13 protein-coding genes are annotated in these 15594 nt (G+C 74.2%); all 13 read right to left on the bottom strand.

Annotated features, from left to right (window positions below):
- Positions 1–990, bottom strand: a 990-nt coding sequence (gcvPA, locus tag ACME2J_RS19810; RefSeq protein WP_495546671.1) for an aminomethyl-transferring glycine dehydrogenase subunit GcvPA, incomplete at its 3' end; no start/stop codon positions are given.
- Between the two features lie 32 nt (positions 991–1022).
- Positions 1023–1409, bottom strand: a complete 387-nt coding sequence (gene gcvH / locus ACME2J_RS19805) for a glycine cleavage system protein GcvH (RefSeq protein ID WP_495546670.1) — start codon at positions 1407–1409, stop codon at positions 1023–1025.
- A 65-nt stretch (positions 1410–1474) separates the two neighbouring features.
- Positions 1475–2545, bottom strand: a complete 1071-nt coding sequence (gene gcvT / locus ACME2J_RS19800) for a glycine cleavage system aminomethyltransferase GcvT (RefSeq protein WP_495546669.1) — start codon at positions 2543–2545, stop codon at positions 1475–1477.
- A 72-nt stretch (positions 2546–2617) separates the two neighbouring features.
- Positions 2618–3721, bottom strand: coding sequence for a cell division protein FtsZ (ftsZ, locus tag ACME2J_RS19795; protein ID WP_495546668.1), 1104 nt, complete (start codon positions 3719–3721; stop codon positions 2618–2620).
- A gap of 253 nt (positions 3722–3974) precedes the next feature.
- Positions 3975–4820: a cell division protein FtsQ/DivIB gene (locus tag ACME2J_RS19790; protein ID WP_495546667.1), complete on the bottom strand. Its 846-nt coding sequence runs from the start codon at positions 4818–4820 to the stop codon at positions 3975–3977.
- Positions 4821–4915: 95 nt separating this feature from the next.
- On the bottom strand, positions 4916–6253 hold the full coding sequence (murC, locus tag ACME2J_RS19785) for a UDP-N-acetylmuramate--L-alanine ligase (RefSeq protein WP_495546666.1): 1338 nt from the start codon (positions 6251–6253) through the stop codon (positions 4916–4918).
- 34 nt (positions 6254–6287) lie between these two features.
- Complete coding sequence (gene murG / locus ACME2J_RS19780; RefSeq protein WP_495546665.1) at positions 6288–7355, bottom strand: undecaprenyldiphospho-muramoylpentapeptide beta-N-acetylglucosaminyltransferase; 1068 nt, start codon at positions 7353–7355, stop codon at positions 6288–6290.
- Entirely contained in the window at positions 7273–8529 is a 1257-nt protein-coding gene (locus tag ACME2J_RS19775; protein WP_495546664.1) for an FtsW/RodA/SpoVE family cell cycle protein, read from the bottom strand. The genes murG and ACME2J_RS19775 overlap by 83 nt, the downstream gene beginning before the upstream one ends.
- 108 nt (positions 8530–8637) lie before the next feature.
- The gene (locus tag ACME2J_RS19770) at positions 8638–9906 is read right to left on the bottom strand and encodes a Mur ligase family protein (RefSeq protein ID WP_495546663.1); all 1269 of its coding nucleotides are present in this window, start codon (positions 9904–9906) and stop codon (positions 8638–8640) included.
- Positions 9903–10871, bottom strand: a complete 969-nt coding sequence (gene mraY, locus ACME2J_RS19765) for a phospho-N-acetylmuramoyl-pentapeptide-transferase (protein ID WP_495546662.1) — start codon at positions 10869–10871, stop codon at positions 9903–9905. The genes ACME2J_RS19770 and mraY overlap by 4 nt, the downstream gene beginning before the upstream one ends.
- A gap of 6 nt (positions 10872–10877) precedes the next feature.
- Positions 10878–12251: a UDP-N-acetylmuramoyl-tripeptide--D-alanyl-D-alanine ligase gene (locus ACME2J_RS19760; protein WP_495546661.1), complete on the bottom strand. Its 1374-nt coding sequence runs from the start codon at positions 12249–12251 to the stop codon at positions 10878–10880.
- Entirely contained in the window at positions 12248–13720 is a 1473-nt protein-coding gene (locus ACME2J_RS19755) for a UDP-N-acetylmuramoyl-L-alanyl-D-glutamate--2,6-diaminopimelate ligase (protein WP_495546660.1), read from the bottom strand. Before ACME2J_RS19755 ends, ACME2J_RS19760 begins: the two co-directional genes overlap by 4 nt.
- An 81-nt stretch (positions 13721–13801) precedes the next feature.
- Positions 13802–15594: peptidoglycan D,D-transpeptidase FtsI family protein (locus ACME2J_RS19750; RefSeq protein WP_495546659.1), on the bottom strand; the 1793-nt coding region annotated here is incomplete at its 5' end.

The following is a 15594-nucleotide window of genomic DNA, read 5'->3' as shown; positions in this document are numbered from 1 at the left end:
CGTGCAGATGTTCGACGTCGCCTTCTCGCGGCGGATGTGCTGCTCGCGCGTCTGCAGCGTGAGGACGAAGCCGCGGCGGCCGTCGACGTCGACGGTCTCGCCGGCGATGCGGCCGGGCATCCGGCGCAGGTAGGCCTCGGTCGCGCAGAAGAAGCCGAAGGACGGACCGCCGAAGTCGAGGCGGTTGCCGAGCGACTGGCCCTCCCCCACGGCGACGTCGACGCCGCACTCGCCCGGAGGCGCGATGACGCCGAGCGCGATCGGGTCGTACTGGCCGATGACGACGGCCGGCGAGTTCTTGGCGGCGTCGGAGAGCGCCGTGGCGTCCTCGACCGCGCCGAGGAAGTTCGGGGTCTGGAAGACGACCGCGCAGGTGTCCTCGCCGATCGCCTCCGCCCACGCGGCCGCGTCCGTCACGCCGCCCGAGAGCGGGACCTCGACGACGTCGATGCCGTAGCCGTGGGCGAGGGTCCGCAGCGTGCGGCGGGAGTGCGGGTGGACCCCCGCGCTCACGACGAACGTCCCCTTGCCGTTCGCGAGCTTCGCGAGGTAGCCGGCCGCGGCGACGGCGCTCGGGCCCTCGTAGACCGACGCGTTCGAGACCGGCAGGCCGGTGAGCTCGCTCATCGCCGTCTGGTACTCGAACATCACCTGCAGCCCGCCCTGGCTGATCTCGGGCTGGTAGGGCGTGTACGGGGTGAGGAACTCCGAGCGGCTCATGAGCATGTCGATGAGCGCGGGGACGTAGTGGTCGTACATGCCGGCGCCGAGGAACGTGATCTCGTCCTCCGCGCTGACGTTCTTGCGCGCCAGCTCGAGGAGATGGGCGTAGACGTCCTGCTCGGACATCCCCTCGGGCAGGTCGAGACCGCCCTTGAGCCGCACCCCCTCGGGAATCTGGCGCTCGAAGAGCTCGTCGAGGGATGCGACGCCGATCGCGCCGAGCATCTCCTTCAGGTCATCCGGTGTGAGGGAGAGGTAGCTGCTCACTGGTCGTCAGGCGATCTCCGGTCGGGGGTTTCTCAGTCGAGGGTGGCGATGTAGGCGGCGCTGTCCATGAGCCCGTCCTTCTCGGAGGGCTTGCTCAGCCGCACCTTCACCATCCAGCCCTCGCCGTAGGGGTCCTCGTTGATGGACTCCGGCGTGTCCGCGAGCGCCTCGTTGACCTCGACCACCTCGCCGCTCATCGGCGCGATGACGTCGGACACGGCCTTCACGGACTCCACCTCGGTGTACGACTCGCCGGCCGTGACGGACGAACCGACCTCGGGCGGATCGAAGAAGACGACCTCGCCGAGGGCGTCCTGCGCGTACCAGGTGATGCCGAAGGTCGCGACGTCGCCCTCGATGCGGGCCCAGTCGTGCTCCGGGTGGTACAGCAGGTCCTCGGGGTAGCTCGCGTCGGCCATGGCTCTCGGTTGCTCCTGTCGTCGAAGTGCGTCGGGTGCGGCCGCGCGAGCGGCCCCGCGCAAGGCTATGCGGCCTTGCGGTACAGCGGCTTCTCGGCGACCGTCGCCGTGCGGGTGCGCCCGCGGACGTCGATCTCGAGCGTCGTGCCGATCGCGGCCATCGCGGTCGGCACGTAGGCCATGCCGATCCCGATGCCGAGGCTCGGGGACTGCGTGCCGCTCGTCACGACGCCGCCGCCGGCGATGGGGTTGCCCTGCCGGGCGATGCCCTTCTCGACGGTGAACGCGACGAGCTTCTCGGCCGGGCCGGCCTCGCGCGCGGCGCGCACGGCCTCGGCGCCGATGAAGCCGGTGTCCTCCTTGCAGGCCCAGCCGAGGCCGGCCTCGATCGGCCCGCGCTCCTCCATGAGGTCGTTGCCGTAGAGGTGGAAGCACACCTCCAGGCGGAGCGTGTCGCGGGCGGCGAGCCCCGCGGGGGTCGCGCGGCGGCGGACGAGCTCGTCCCAGATCGCCGGCGCGGCGTCCGGCGGCGAGAGGATCTCCACGCCGTCCTCCCCGGTGTAGCCCGTCCCGCAGATGAGGACGTCGCGCCCGGCGAGGCGGCCCGGCTGCGCGGTCATGCGCGGAGGGAGCGGCCCTCCGGCGACCTGCTGCACGATCTCGCGAGCGAGCGGCCCCTGGACGGCGAGCATCGCGTACCCGGCGGCGACGTCCTCGGCCTTCACGTCGAACCCCTCGGCGTGCCGGCGGAACCACGCGATGTCCTTCTCGTGGTTCGCGGCGTTCGTCACCGTGAGGTAGTCCTCCGGCCCGAGCCGGTAGGTGAAGAGGTCGTCGAGGACGCCGCCGTCCTCGCGACAGAGGAGGCTGTACTGCGCCCCGCCGACGCCCATCTTCGTGACGTCGTTGGAGAGCAGGCGCTGGAGGAACGCCGTCGCATCCGGGCCGCTCGTGCGGATCTGACCCATGTGCGAGACGTCGAAGACGCCGGCCTCGGAGCGGACGGCGAGGTGCTCCTCGCGGACGCCCGCGTACTGCACGGGCATCTCCCATCCGGCGAAGGGGACGAGCTTCGCCCCGGCGGCGGCGTGACGGTCGTACAGCGGCGTGCGCTGCAGCGTGTCGGCGGCACTCACCGTGCCCAGGTTACCTGTCGGCCTCCCGGTCGCGGGGTCCGCAGGGCGAGACGGGCGCGGAAATGCGACCCGCTACCGCAGGAAGGGCGGGATGTCGATCTCGTCGTCCGAGATCTCGAGCGAGTCGCGCTCGACCCTCGGACTGCGATCGCGCGTCGTGCGCTCGGCCCGCGTGCGGGTCTCCTCGCGCGCGCTGCGCGTCGTGCTCGCGCGCGACGGCCCCCCGCCGCCGTGGTCGAACCCCGTCGCGATGACGGTGACCCGCACCTCGTCGCCCATCCGCTCGTCGATGACGGAGCCGAAGATGATGTTCGCGTTGGGATCGGCGGCGTTCTGGACGATCTCCGCGGCCTCGTTGACCTCGAAGAGGCCGAGCTCCTGGCCGCCGGTGATGTTGAGGAGGATCCCGGTCGCGCCCTCGACGGAGTCCTCGAGCAGGGGCGAGGAGATCGCGGCCTTCGCCGCTTCGCCCGCGCGGCTCTCGCCGCCGGCCGTCCCGATGCCCATGAGCGCGGAGCCGGCGTTGGCCATGATCGTCCGGACGTCGGCGAAGTCGAGGTTGATGAGACCGGGGATCGTGATGAGGTCCGTGATGCCCTGGACGCCCTGGCGCAGGACGTTGTCGGCCTCGCGGAAGGCGTCGAGGATCGTGGTGCGGCGCTCGACGATCCCGAGGAGCTTCTCGTTCGGGATGACGATGAGCGTGTCGACGACCTCGCGGAGGCGCGCGATGCCCTCCTCCGCCTGGCGCATCCGCTGGGAGCCCTCGAACGAGAAGGGCTTCGTGACGACGCCGACCGTGAGCGCGCCGATCTCCTGCTTCGCGATCTCCGCGATGACGGGTGCGGCGCCGGTGCCGGTGCCGCCGCCCTCGCCCGCGGTGACGAAGACCATGTCGGCGCCCTTCAGCGCCTCCTTGATGTCGTCACGCGACTCGGCGGCGGCGCCGAAGCCGATCTCCGGGTTCGCCCCTGCGCCGAGTCCGCGCGTGAGGTCGTGCCCGATGTTGAGCTTGATGTCGGCGTCGCACATCTGCAGCGCCTGGGCGTCGGTGTTCGCCGCGACGAACTCGACGCCGCGCAGGCCCGCGTCGACCATGCGGTTGACCGCATTGGTCCCTCCGCCGCCGACGCCGACGACCTTGATGACCGCGAGATAGCTGCCGCTGCTTTCCATGTGACTGAGTTCCGTCCGACTCTCGGGGGAGACTTGAGGGTTTGGTCTTCTGTCCCCCAGTTGTGGGCGACGCACGGTACGGGGGCCCTTTCCACCGTGTCAACGGGAATCCTACCCCGCAACCGGAGTTGCACGCCCGCGCACCCTCGACCTGTGCAGGAGGTTTTGCGGCGCGCGGACTCTCGACCTCATGTCGATGGTTGCACGCCGGCCGCCTCGGCGCGCCTCACGCGGCGCGCAGGAGGGGTCCCGCTCACGGCGCGGCCGCGGCCGCTCCGTCGGCCGTGGCGGCGCCCGCGGCCTCGGTCGCCTGCTGCTGGATCGCGATCTGCTCGAGCCCTCCGGCCGCGGGGCGCTCGGGAAGCCGGACGTCGACGTACGTCGCGCCCTGGGAGGTGTGGTCGGCGAGGACGCGCGCCGCTGCCGCCCACTTCGCCTCGAGCCGCTCCGGCCGGCCGAGGACGATCTCGACCCCCGTGTCGAGGCGGGTCGTCACGCCGCTCTCGCCGGCGCCGACGCTCGCGATGCGCTCGCGCAGCGCCGGGGGCGCGGCGGCGAGCGCCCCGACGAGCGCGGACGCGGCACCGCTCTCGATGCGCTCGCCGGCGGGGGCGTTGCGCAGCGGGATGACCGGGAGGCCCTTCGCGCTCGTGCCGCGGAGGATGGTCCCGTCGCCCGCGACCGGGACGGTGCGCCCGTCGGCCTTCACCGCGCCGACGAGCTCGTGCTCGACGACGCGGATGCTCATGCCGTGCGGGAAGTCGGTCGCGACCTCGAGGTCCTTCACGATCGGATACGGGGCGACGGCGGTGAGGAGCGCGTCGCGGTCGACCGCGAGCGTCGACTGGCCCTCGGCGGCGCTCACGAGCGCCGCCTGCACGGCCTCGGCGTCGCGCCCGGACGCGCCGCTCACCGTCACCTCGCGGACTTCGACGAGGCTCGACTCGCGCAGCATGAGGAACCCGCCGACGAGCGCGGCGACGATGCCGACGAGCGCGAGGAGCCGGTGGTTGCCGGGAAGGCTCGGCCGCGCGAGCAGACCCCGCCGGGCGGAGCGCGAGAGCCGGAGGGCGGGACGCGGGAGCGGAAGCGAGCGCACGTGCACGGATCCGCGTTCGCCGTCCGCGCCCCGTTCCCTCCCCCGCATCGCCGTGAGTGTGGATCCACCGGGCTCTCCGCCGGGTGGATGCACACTCACGGGGTCGTGGCGACGAGGCGGCGGCCGAGGGCGTCGACGTCGCCCGCGCCGAGCACGAGGCAGAGGTCGCCGTCGCGCAGCAGGCCGCCGAGGACGCGCTCGGCGGAGTCGAACGACGGGAGCCAGTGGACCGGCATGCCGGGCCGGGCGTCGCACGTCGCCTCCGCGAGGAGGAGCCCCGTCACGCCGGGGAAGTCCTCCGCCCGCTCCCGGGCGGGGTAGACCGGGAGGACGCAGGCGACGTCGGCGCGGGCGAGCGCGGCCCCGAACTCGGTCGCGAGGTGCAGCGTGCGGCTGAAGAGGTGCGGCTGGAAGACGGCGACGACGCGCCGGCCCTCGGCGCGCGCGGCGTCGAGCGTCGCGGCGACCTCGGTCGGGTGATGCGCGTAGTCGTCGACGACGGTCGCCCCGGACGCCGTCTCCCCGAGGCGCTCGAAGCGCCGGCCCGCGCCGCGGAAGTCGGCGATCGCCGCGGCGGCGTCCGCGGGGTCGGCACCGGCGAGCACGCTCGCCTCGAGCGCGGCGACGGCGTTGCGGGCGTTGTGGAGCCCGGGCACGCCGAGCCGGACGTCGAGCCCCCTCCAGCGCATGCGGCTCCCGCCCGGCTCGAGGACGACGTCGTGGGCCTCGTAGGCCACCGTCGCCCCCGACGGGCGCAGCGCGAGGAGCTCGGGCCGGTCCCACACGACCGCCTCCGACGGGCCGTCGAGGAAGGTCCGGAAGACCTCCCGCACCTCCTCGAGGGAGCCGTAGACGTCGTGGTGGTCGTGCTCGACGTTCGTCACGACCGCGACGTCGACGTCGAGGCGGAGCATCGAGCGGTCGGACTCGTCGGCCTCCACGACGAGCCATCCGTCGCCCTGCGGCCAGTCCGCGTGGAGACCGGTCGTGCGCAGCGCGCCGCCGATGAGGTAGGCGGGCGCGAGCCCGCAGCGCAGCAGGACGTGCGCGGTCATCGACGTCGTCGTCGTCTTCCCGTGGGCGCCCGCGACCGCGATGACGCGTCGCAGCGCGCTCAGCTCGGCGAGCAGCTCCGCGCGGCCGACCTCGCGCAGCCCCCGCTCACGGGCGGCGACCCGCTCGGGGTTGTCGGCGGGGACGGCGGTCGAGTAGACGACCTCGACGTCGTCGCCGGGCGGGACGTTCCCCGCGGCGTGGCCGACGTGCACCTCGACGCCGAGCTCGCGGAGCGCCGGGAGCGTCGGCCCGTCGGCGCGGTCCGAGCCGCTCACGCGCGCCCCGAGCTGGGCGCAGACCCGCGCGTAGCCGCTCATCCCCGCGCCCCCGATCCCGATGAGGTGGAGGCGACGGTGCTCCCAGGGGCGCTCGGACACGCGCGACACCGTACTTCGCGACGCCCCGGACTCGTCAGCTCGCGGCGGCGAGGACCTCGCCCGCGATCGCCTGCGCGGCATCCGGCCGGGCGAGCCCCGCGGAGGCGGCCGCCATCGCGGTGAGCCGCGCGGGCGCCGCGAGGAGGCCGTCGACCTCCGCGCGCAGCCGCGCGCCGTCCATCTCCGCGTCCGGCACGACGATCGCCGCCCCCGCCTCGGCCATCCAGCGCGCGTTCGCCGTCTGGTGGTCCGCGGAGGCGTACGGGTACGGGACGAGGATCGCCGGGCGCCCCGCGGCGGCGATCTCGAAGATCGAGCCCCCCGCCCGCGCGACGCAGAGGTCGCAGGCGAGCAGCGCCTCGCCGAAGCGGTCGATGTAGGGGTGGACCTCGTAGTGCTCGCGGGCCGGCGCGGAGAGCCGCTCGCGGACGGCGTCGGCGTGGGCGTGTCCCGCGGCGTGGACGACGCGGAGCCCCTCCGGGACCTCCTCCCCGTAGGCCGCGAGCGCCGCCTCGTTGAGGCTCCGCGCCCCGAGCGAGCCGCCGAACACGAGGAGGCACCGCTCTCCCTCCGCCAGCCCGAAGCGCGCCCGGGCGGCGGCGACGTCGGTCGCCGGCGGCGGGACCGGCCGGCCGGTCACGAGATAGGCCTCGCTCTCGCGCCCGCCGATCGGGAAGGCGAGGCACACGCGCCGCGCGCGGCCGGCGAGCAGCCGGTTCGTGAGCCCGAGGTGGCTGTCGGCCTCCGTGAGGACGACCGGGATCCGGCGTGCCACCGCCGCCGCCCCGATCGGACCGGCGACGTAGCCCCCGCCGCCGAGGACCACGTCCGGCTGCTCCTCCCTCAGGATCCGGCGCGCAGCGACGAGAGCGCCGGCGGCGCGGGCGACGGCGCGCGCCGCCTTCAGCGGGTTCGACCGGCTGATGCCCTCGACCGAGATCGGGCGCAGCGGGATCCCCGCCGCCGGGACGAGGTCCTTCTCGGCGCGCTCACCGCCGACCCAGACGACCTCGGCGCCGTCAGCCCGCAGCGCGTCGGCGACCGCGAGCGCCGGGACGACGTGCCCCGCTGTCCCGCCCGCTGCGATGAGCACCTTCGTCACGTCCGTCCGTCCTCGGTCGGCGCCGCGGCTCGGGCACGGCGCGGAGGTGCGCCGTGCCGCCGCCGGCGATGTTGAGCAGGAGTCCCAGTGCGGCCAGGAGCGTCCACAGGCTGGTCGTCCCGTAGGAGAGGAACGGGAGCGGCACGCCGGTGAGCGGCGCGAGCCCGAGGACGGTGAAGACGTTGAGGATCGCCTGGCACAGGACCATCGCGGTGATTCCCGCGGCGAGGAGCTTCGCGTATGCGCCCTTCGCGAGCTTCGCGACCCGCAGCCCCGCGTATCCGAGCATGCCGTAGAGGACGAGGACGAGCGTGATGCCCGCGACCCCGAGCTCCTCGCCGATGATCGCGAGGATGAAGTCCGTGTGGGCCTCGGGGAGGTAGAAGACCTTCTGCACGGACTCGCCGACGCCGCGGCCGAAGAGCCCGCCGGACCCGAGCGCGATCTGCCCCTGGACGGACTGGAACCCCGAGGTCCCCGCGGTGTCCCACGGATCGAGGAAGGCCGTGAGGCGCGCGGTGCGGTATTCGGCGCTCAGCGCATAGCCGAGGACGAGGACGGCGCCGACCGCCGCGCCCACCACGAGCCAGCGGATCGGCGTCCCGATCGCGACGAGCACCGCGGTCATCGAGAAGGCGAGGACGAGCGCGGTCCCGAGGTCCGGCTGGGAGGCGACGAGGACGATCGCCGCGCCGGCGACCCAGCCGAGCGGGACGAGCTCGCGCGGGTGCTCCGGCGCGCGCGGGCGCCGGGCGAGGAGCTTCACCGCGTACAAGAGGAGCGCGAGCTTCATCACCTCCGAAGGCTGGAAGACGAGCGGCCCGGCTCCGAGCCAGCGCTGCGCGCCGTTCACCTCGACGCCGAGCGGCGTCTTCACGAGGAAGACGAGGAGGAAGCTCAGCGCGAGGAAGGGCCCCGTGAGGGAGAGGACCTTCTGCAGCGGGACGCGGGTGATGACGATGAGCCCGACGAACCCGATGGCGCCGAAGCCCACGTACTTCACGAGGTACGAGGTGCCGGCGCCGTCGCCCTCGAGGAGCGTGCGCGCCGACGAGGCGGAGAAGACCATCACCGCGCCGAGCGCGAGAAGGCAGAGCGTCGCCGTGAGGAGGAGGTGGTACTCGAGCGGGCGCACGGGGCGCTCGCGCTTCGCGATGGCGGCGACGCGAGGCATTCAGGCAGAGGTTCGACGCAGGCCCGCCGTCCCCTGCCCGCCCCCGGACCTGCCGAACCGGATTCCTGGGGTGCCCTGGCACTCCAGGAATCCGGTTCGGCGGGTGGGTCAGAGGGTCGCCACGAGCTGCGCGAAGTGCTCGCCGCGTTCCTCGAAGTTCCGGTACTGGCCGAAGCTCGCGCAGGCGGGGCTGAGGAGGACGACGTCGCCGGGCCGCGCCGCCGACGCCGCCGCGTGGACGGCCGCCTCCAGGTCGCCGCGGTCCTCCCCCGTCCCGAGGGCGTCGCGGAGCCGGCCCGCCGCCTCGCCGACGAGGTGGACGCTCGCCGCCTTCTCCGCGACCGGCGCGCGCAGCGGCGAGAAGTCCTCCTGCTTCGCGTCGTCGCCGCCGAGGATGAGGTGGACCGGCGCCTCCATCGCCGCGAGCGCGGTGAGGGCCGAGGCGACGTTCGTCGCCTTCGAGTCGTCGACGAACCGCACGCCATCGACCTCCGCGATCTCGCGGAGGCGGTGCGCGACCCCCGGGAACGTCCGCAGCGACTCGGCGATCGCGTCCTCCGGGAGCCCGCGCGCCCGGCAGGCCGCCACCACCGCCCGCGCGTTCCACCGGTTGTGGGCCCCCGGCAGCCCCGGCTCGCCCGGCAGCTCGACGTCGTCGAGGACGACGAGGCGGCCGTCGCCGGGGACGGGGATCTCGGCTCGCGGCGCGATCGCCACCTCGGCCGGCCCCTGGCGCGCGAACAGCCCGTCGCGCTTCGCGGCCCGGTAGGCCTCGACGCTCCCGTGCCAGTCGAGGTGGTCGGACTCGATCCCGAGGAGGACCCCGACCTCGGGCCGGAAGGCCACCGTGTCGTGCAGCTGGTAGCTCGAGCACTCGGCGACGACGGTCGGCGCCGCGCCTGCCGCGCCGCCGTCCCCGTCGTCGACGAGCGACGTGTACGCCGTGCCGACGTTCCCGACGACGACGACCGGCACGCCCGCGAGCCGGTGCGCGTGACCGATCCACTCGGTGACCGTCGTCTTCCCGTTCGTCCCGGTCACCGCGACCACGTCCCCGCCGGTGAGGCGCCACCCCAGCTCGAGCTCGCCGAGGACGGGCAGGCCCCGCCCGCGCGCCGCGGCGACGACCGGCGCGCGCGGCGGCACCCCCGGGGACTTCACGACCGCCCGCACCCGCTCGAGCTCGTCGACCCCGGTCGTCCCGAGCCGCACGGGGAAGCCCGGGTCCGCCTCGAGCGCGACCTCGCCGGCGTCGACGCCGACGACCTCTTCCCCGCGCCGCGCGAGAGCGCGGCCCGCGGCGAGGCCGGAGCGGGCGAGCCCGACGACGAGGTACGGCCCCTCCGGGAGGGGCGGGCGGTCCGCCGACCCGCTCACACGACGGACTGCTGGTACACGGTGAAGCCGATCGCGCTGCAGATCGCGGCGACGATCCAGAAGCGGAGGATGATCTTCGTCTCCGACCAGCCCGCCATCTCGAAGTGGTGGTGGATCGGCGCCATGAGGAACACGCGCTTGCGGAAGGTCTGGAACGAGAAGACCTGGATGATCACGCTCAGGGCCTCCACGACGAAGATGCCGCCGAGGAGGATGAGCAGCTCCTCGGTCTTCGTCATCACGGCGAGCGCTCCCACAGCGCCCCCGAGCCCGAGGCTCCCCGTGTCGCCCATGAAGATCGTCGCGGGGAACGCGTTGAACCAGAGGAACCCGATGCACGCGCCCACGAGGCAGGCGCAGAGGAGGGCGAGGTCCTCCTGCCCCGTCGTGATGTACGTGATGCCGATGTAGGCGAGGAGGACGATCGCGCAGCACCCCGCGGCGAGGCCGTCGAGGCCGTCGGTGAGGTTGACCGCGTTCGACGTCCCCGCGACGACGAGGTAGATGAGGACCGGGTAGAAGACCCCGAGATCGATCGTCGCGTCGATCGTGCGCAGGCGCAGCGTCGGCTGCAGGCCCGCCTGCTCGGTCGCGATCCACCACAGCCCGAGCGAGATCCCGACGGTCGCGATGAGCTTCCAGCGGCCCTTGAGGCCGAGCGAGCGGCGGTGGAAGATCTTCTGGGCGTCGTCGGCGAACCCGATCGCCGCGAGGAGCATCGCCGCGCCGTAGACCCCGACCGAGCGCCAGTCGTAGTCGCTCAGCAGCAGGAACGGGACGCTCACCGCCACGAAGATGATGAGGCCGCCCATCGTCGGCGTCCCGGCCTTCGCGTGGTGCCCCTCCGGGCCCTCGGGACGGATGTGCTGGCCGAACTCGCGCCGGCGCAGCGACGCGATGAACGTCGGGCTGAGGAAGATGCAGATGAGGAGCGACGCCGTGCCGCCGATGAGGATCTCGCCCATGGGCGCTCAGCTCCGCGCGTCCGGCCGGGGCTCGTCGGTCTCGACCGGCGGGCGCGCCGCCGCGAGAGCCTCGCCGACGACCTCGAGGCCGACGCCGCGCGAGGCCTTCACGAGCACGGTGTCGCCGTCCTCGACGACCTTCGGCACGAGGCGCGCCGCCGCTGCGGCGTCCGGCACCGCGTGGACCGCGCCCATCCCGCTCCCCGCCGCGATGTGCGCGGCGAGCGGGCCGACGGTGACGAGCACGTCGATCCCCGCGTCGCGGACGGCGACTCCCAGCTCGGCGTGGAACCGCCGCTCGTCGGGGCCGAGCTCGCGCATGTCCCCGAGGACGGCGACGCGCCGGCCGGGAGCGACGGTCGCGAGGTCGTCCAGCGCCGCCCGCATCGACATGGGGTTGGCGTTGTAGCAGTCGTCGACGACGACGACGTCGCCGGCGAGCCGGGCCCGCTGGCCGCGGAGCGCGCTGAGCGCGACGTCGACCGGGCCCCGCGGCTCGACGCCGGCGGCCCGGGCCGCCGCGAGCGCCATGAGCGCGTTGCGGCGCATGTGGGCCGAGTCGAGCGGCACGCCGCCCGCCATCGGCGCGATGTCCCCGAGGTGCTCGACGTCGCCGCCCTCGCCGACGCGGATGACCGAGACGTCGTCGCGGAGATGGGGCTCGAGGCGCGGCTCGTCGACCGGGACGATCGCGATGCCGCCGGGGCGCAGCTCGGCGAGCAGCTCCGCCTTCGCAGCGGCGATCGCCTCGATCGACCCCAGGAGCTCGAGGTGGACGGGCCCGATGTTCGTCACGAGGGCGATGTCGGGCTCGGCGATGCGGGTGAGCTCCGCGATCTGGCCGCTGCCGCGCATCGCCTTCTCGAGGACGAGCACCTCCGTCCCGGGGGCCGCCTCGAGGATCGTGAGCGGGAGCCCGATCTCGGTGTTGAGGTTCTCGCGGGTGGCGTGGACGGGCCGGTGCGGGGCGATCATCGCCCGCACGAGGTCCTTCGTCGAGGTCTTCCCCGTCGAGCCGGTGATGCCCACGACGACGCACCGCAGCTCGCGCCGCCACGCGGTCGCGAGCGACTGCAGCGCGGCGAGGGGGTCGTCGGCGGCGATGACGACCCCCCTCCCGGCGGCCCGCGCCGCCTCCTCGGCGTGCTCGGGCGAGGCGATGACGCCCCACGCTCCCTCGCCGAGCGCCTGCGCGGCGAACGCGCCGCCGTCGACGCGGGTGCCCGGGAGGCCGACGAAGAGATCGCCGGGCCGGACCGCCCGCGAGTCGACGACGGCCCGCCGCGGCCCCGGGGCGATGGGGTCGCGCGCGATCCCGGGCGCCTGGAGGAGGTCGCCCCGCGCCGCGTCGGCGACCCAGTCGGGTGCGCGGTCCTTCATGCCGACGCTCCGCCGGAGACGACGGCACGCACCGCGTCGCGCGCGACCGCGACGTCGTCGAACGGGAGCTTCACGCCGCCGGCGACCTCCTGGCCCTGCTCGTGGCCCTTTCCTGCGATGACGAGGACGTCACCGGGCGCGGCGAGCGCGACCGCCCGGCCGATCGCCGCCCGCCGGTCGGCGATGACCTCGATGTCCTGGCGCGCGATGCCGGCGACGATCTCCTCGATGATCGCGCCGGGCTCCTCGGAGCGCGGGTTGTCGCTCGTCACGACGACGACGTCGGCGAGACGGGCGGCGATCTCGCCCATGAGCGGGCGCTTCGCCCGGTCGCGGTCGCCGCCGCAGCCGAAGACGCAGAGCACGCGGCCGCCGCCGGCGAGCGGTCGTGCCGACGCGAGGACGTTCTCGAGGGCGTCGGGGGTGTGGGCGTAGTCGACGAGCACGCCGAAGTCCTGCCCCTCCTCGACCGGCTCGAAGCGCCCGGGCACCCGCCCGGCGATCGCGAGACCCGCGGCGATCTCGGCGTCGGGCAGCCCGAGGGCGCGACCGGCCGCGATCGCCCCGAGGGCGTTGAGGACGTTGAAGCGCCCCGGGAGCGGCAGCGACCACTCGCGGCCGTCGGCGACGAACGTCGTGCCGGTGACCGACGAGCGGACGTCCGTGGCGAGGAGGTCGGCCTCCGGGGCGTCGAGCCCGACGGTCACCGCAGGGCGACCCGCCGCGACGAGGTCCTCGGCGAGGCGCTCGCCCCAGGCGTCCTCGACGCAGACGACCGCGTGTCGCGGCGGGTGGGACGCCGTGCCCTCCGACGGCAGGAAGAGCTCGCGCTTCGCCGCGTAGTACTCCTCCATGTCGTCGTGGAAGTCGAGATGGTCCTGCGAGAGGTTCGTGAAGAGCGCGACCTCCCAGCGGATCGCCGCCGCCCGCCGCAGCGAGAGCGCGTGCGAGCTCACCTCCATCACGCACGCGGCGTCCCCGGCGTCGAGCATCTCGGCGAACGTCCGCTGCAGGTCGATCGCCTCGGGTGTCGTGCGCACCGCGTCGCTCGCCGCGCCGCCGACGACCTGGGTCACCGTCCCGAGCAGGCCGGTCGGCACGCCGGAGTGCTCGAGGAGGCCGCGCACGAGATGGGCGGTCGTCGTCTTGCCGTTCGTGCCGGTGACGCCGACCGTGCGCAGGCGCGCCGTCGGGTCGCCGTGGAGGCGCGCGGCGGCAGGGGCCATCGCGGCGCGGACGTCGTCGACGAGGACCTCCGGGACGCCGAGCCCGAGCGGGCGCTCGACGACGAGCGCGACGGCGCCCCGATCGACGGCGTCCTCCGCGAAGTCGTGCCCGTCGCGCGTGAAGCCCGGGACGCAGAAGAAGACGGTCCCCGGGGCGACGGCGCGGTTGTCGTAGGCGAGCGCGCGCACCTCGACGCGAGGCGCGTCGCGGGCGGCATCGCCGATCACCTCGCGGAGCGTCATGTCGCCGCGCAGTGTCTCAGAGAACGCGGCGGCGACAGTCCTCGATGGCCGCGACCGGCCGAGACACCGGCTCCCGGTGCGTCAGCGTGGCGGGACCTGGAGGTAGCTGAGCGCGAACGATGCGATCTTCCCGAAGGCCGGCGCCGCGACGTCCCCGCCGTAGATCGCGCCCTGCGGCTCGTCGACCATGACGCTCACGAGCAGCTTGGGCTTCTTCGCCGGGGCGAACCCGACGAACGAGGCGACGTAGCGGGACTGCGAGTACTCGCCGGTCGTCCCGTCGACCTTGTTCGCCGTGCCGGTCTTGCCCGCGAGCGTGTAGCCGGGGATCGCGACCTCGGCAGCGGTGCCGCCCGGGGCGAAGACGCCCTCGAGCATGCTGCGCACCTGCGCGGCCGTCCGCTCGCTGAGGATCCGCTTCCCGCGCGGCTTGGGCGCGGGCTCGTCGCCGATCGTCCGGACGACGCGCGGCGCGCGCAGGACGCCGTCGCCCGCGATCGCCGCGTAGGCCGCGGTCATCTGCAGCGGCGTCACGGAGATCCCCTGGCCGATCGGCAGGTTGCCCATCGAGGAGCCGGAGTACTTCTCGACGGGGAGCACGATGCCGCGCTCCTCCCCCGGCAGCTCCGAGCCGGTCGTCGTGCCGAACCCGAAGCGGCGGACCCACTTGTCGAAGCGCTCCTTCCCGAGCCGCTGGCCGATCATGATCGACCCGACGTTGCTCGACTGGGCGAGGATGCCGGAGGTCGTGAGCCGGATCGGGCCCCGCTCGTGCGACTCGCCGATCGTGCGGTCGGCGACCTGGATCTGCGGCGGGAGGTCGAACGAGGTGTCGGGCGTCACCTCGTCGTCCTCGAGCGCTCCCGCGACCGTGAACGCCTTGAACGTCGAGCCGGGCTCGTAGGTGTGGCCGACCGCCCGGTTCTGCTGGGCGTAGGCGGGCGCGTCGCCCGGCCTGTTGGCGTCGACCCGCGGCCAGTTCGCCATCGCGAGGATCTCGCTCGTCCGCGGGTCCATGACGATCGCCGTCGCGCCCTTCGGCCGGTACGTCGCGCCGACGTCGGCGAGGACGCTCTCGACCTTGTCCTGGATCGCCGCGTCGACGGTGAGGCCGAGCGTCTTCCCCGCCTCCGGGCTCCGGAGGTCCTGGATCTCGATCGGCTCGCCGAGCGCGTCGCGCACGATGCGGCGCTCGCCGTCGGTCCCGCGCAGCTCCTCGTCGAACGCGTACTCGAGCCCCGCGCGGCCGACCTCGGTCGGCGAGTCGTCGGCGCGGCCGAGGATGCCGAGCACCTGGCTGGCGAGGAAGTCCCGCGGGTAGACGCGCTTGCTCCCGGGCGAGAGGTCGATGCCCTCGAGGCCGAGCGACTCGATGTCGTCGGCGACCTTGGCCGGCACCTTCCGCGCGAGGACGACGTAGCCCGTGTCGCGGCGCGCGAGCGCGGCCGCGACCTCGTCCTCGGGCTCGTCGATGAGCGGCGCGAGCAGACGCGCGACGGCGACCGGGTCGTCGATGAGGTACGGCGTCGCGGTGACGTCGTCGGCGGGCTCGGAGACCGCGAGCTCGACGCCCCGGCGATCGACGATCGCGCCGCGGCGCGCGGGCACCTCCGCGGTGACGACCTGCTGCGTCGCGGCGGCCTGGGCGAGGCTGTCGCCCTTCACGACGCCGAGCCAGAGCGCGCGGAGGAAGGCGAAGCTGAGCAGGACGAGGAAGCAGGCGAAGAGCGCGCCGATGCGTCGGTCGACGACGCCCACGGTCACTCCACCGGCGGTGCGGCGGCGCCGCCCGCGGGGTCGACGGGGGCGGGAGCCGGTGCGGGTGCGGGCGGCGGCGCCGGCGCTGCCGTTGCAGCGGGAGCCGGAGCAGGGGT

The organism is Paraconexibacter sp. (assembly GCF_059438195.1).
This window is presented reverse-complemented; position numbering and strand designations above follow the sequence as displayed.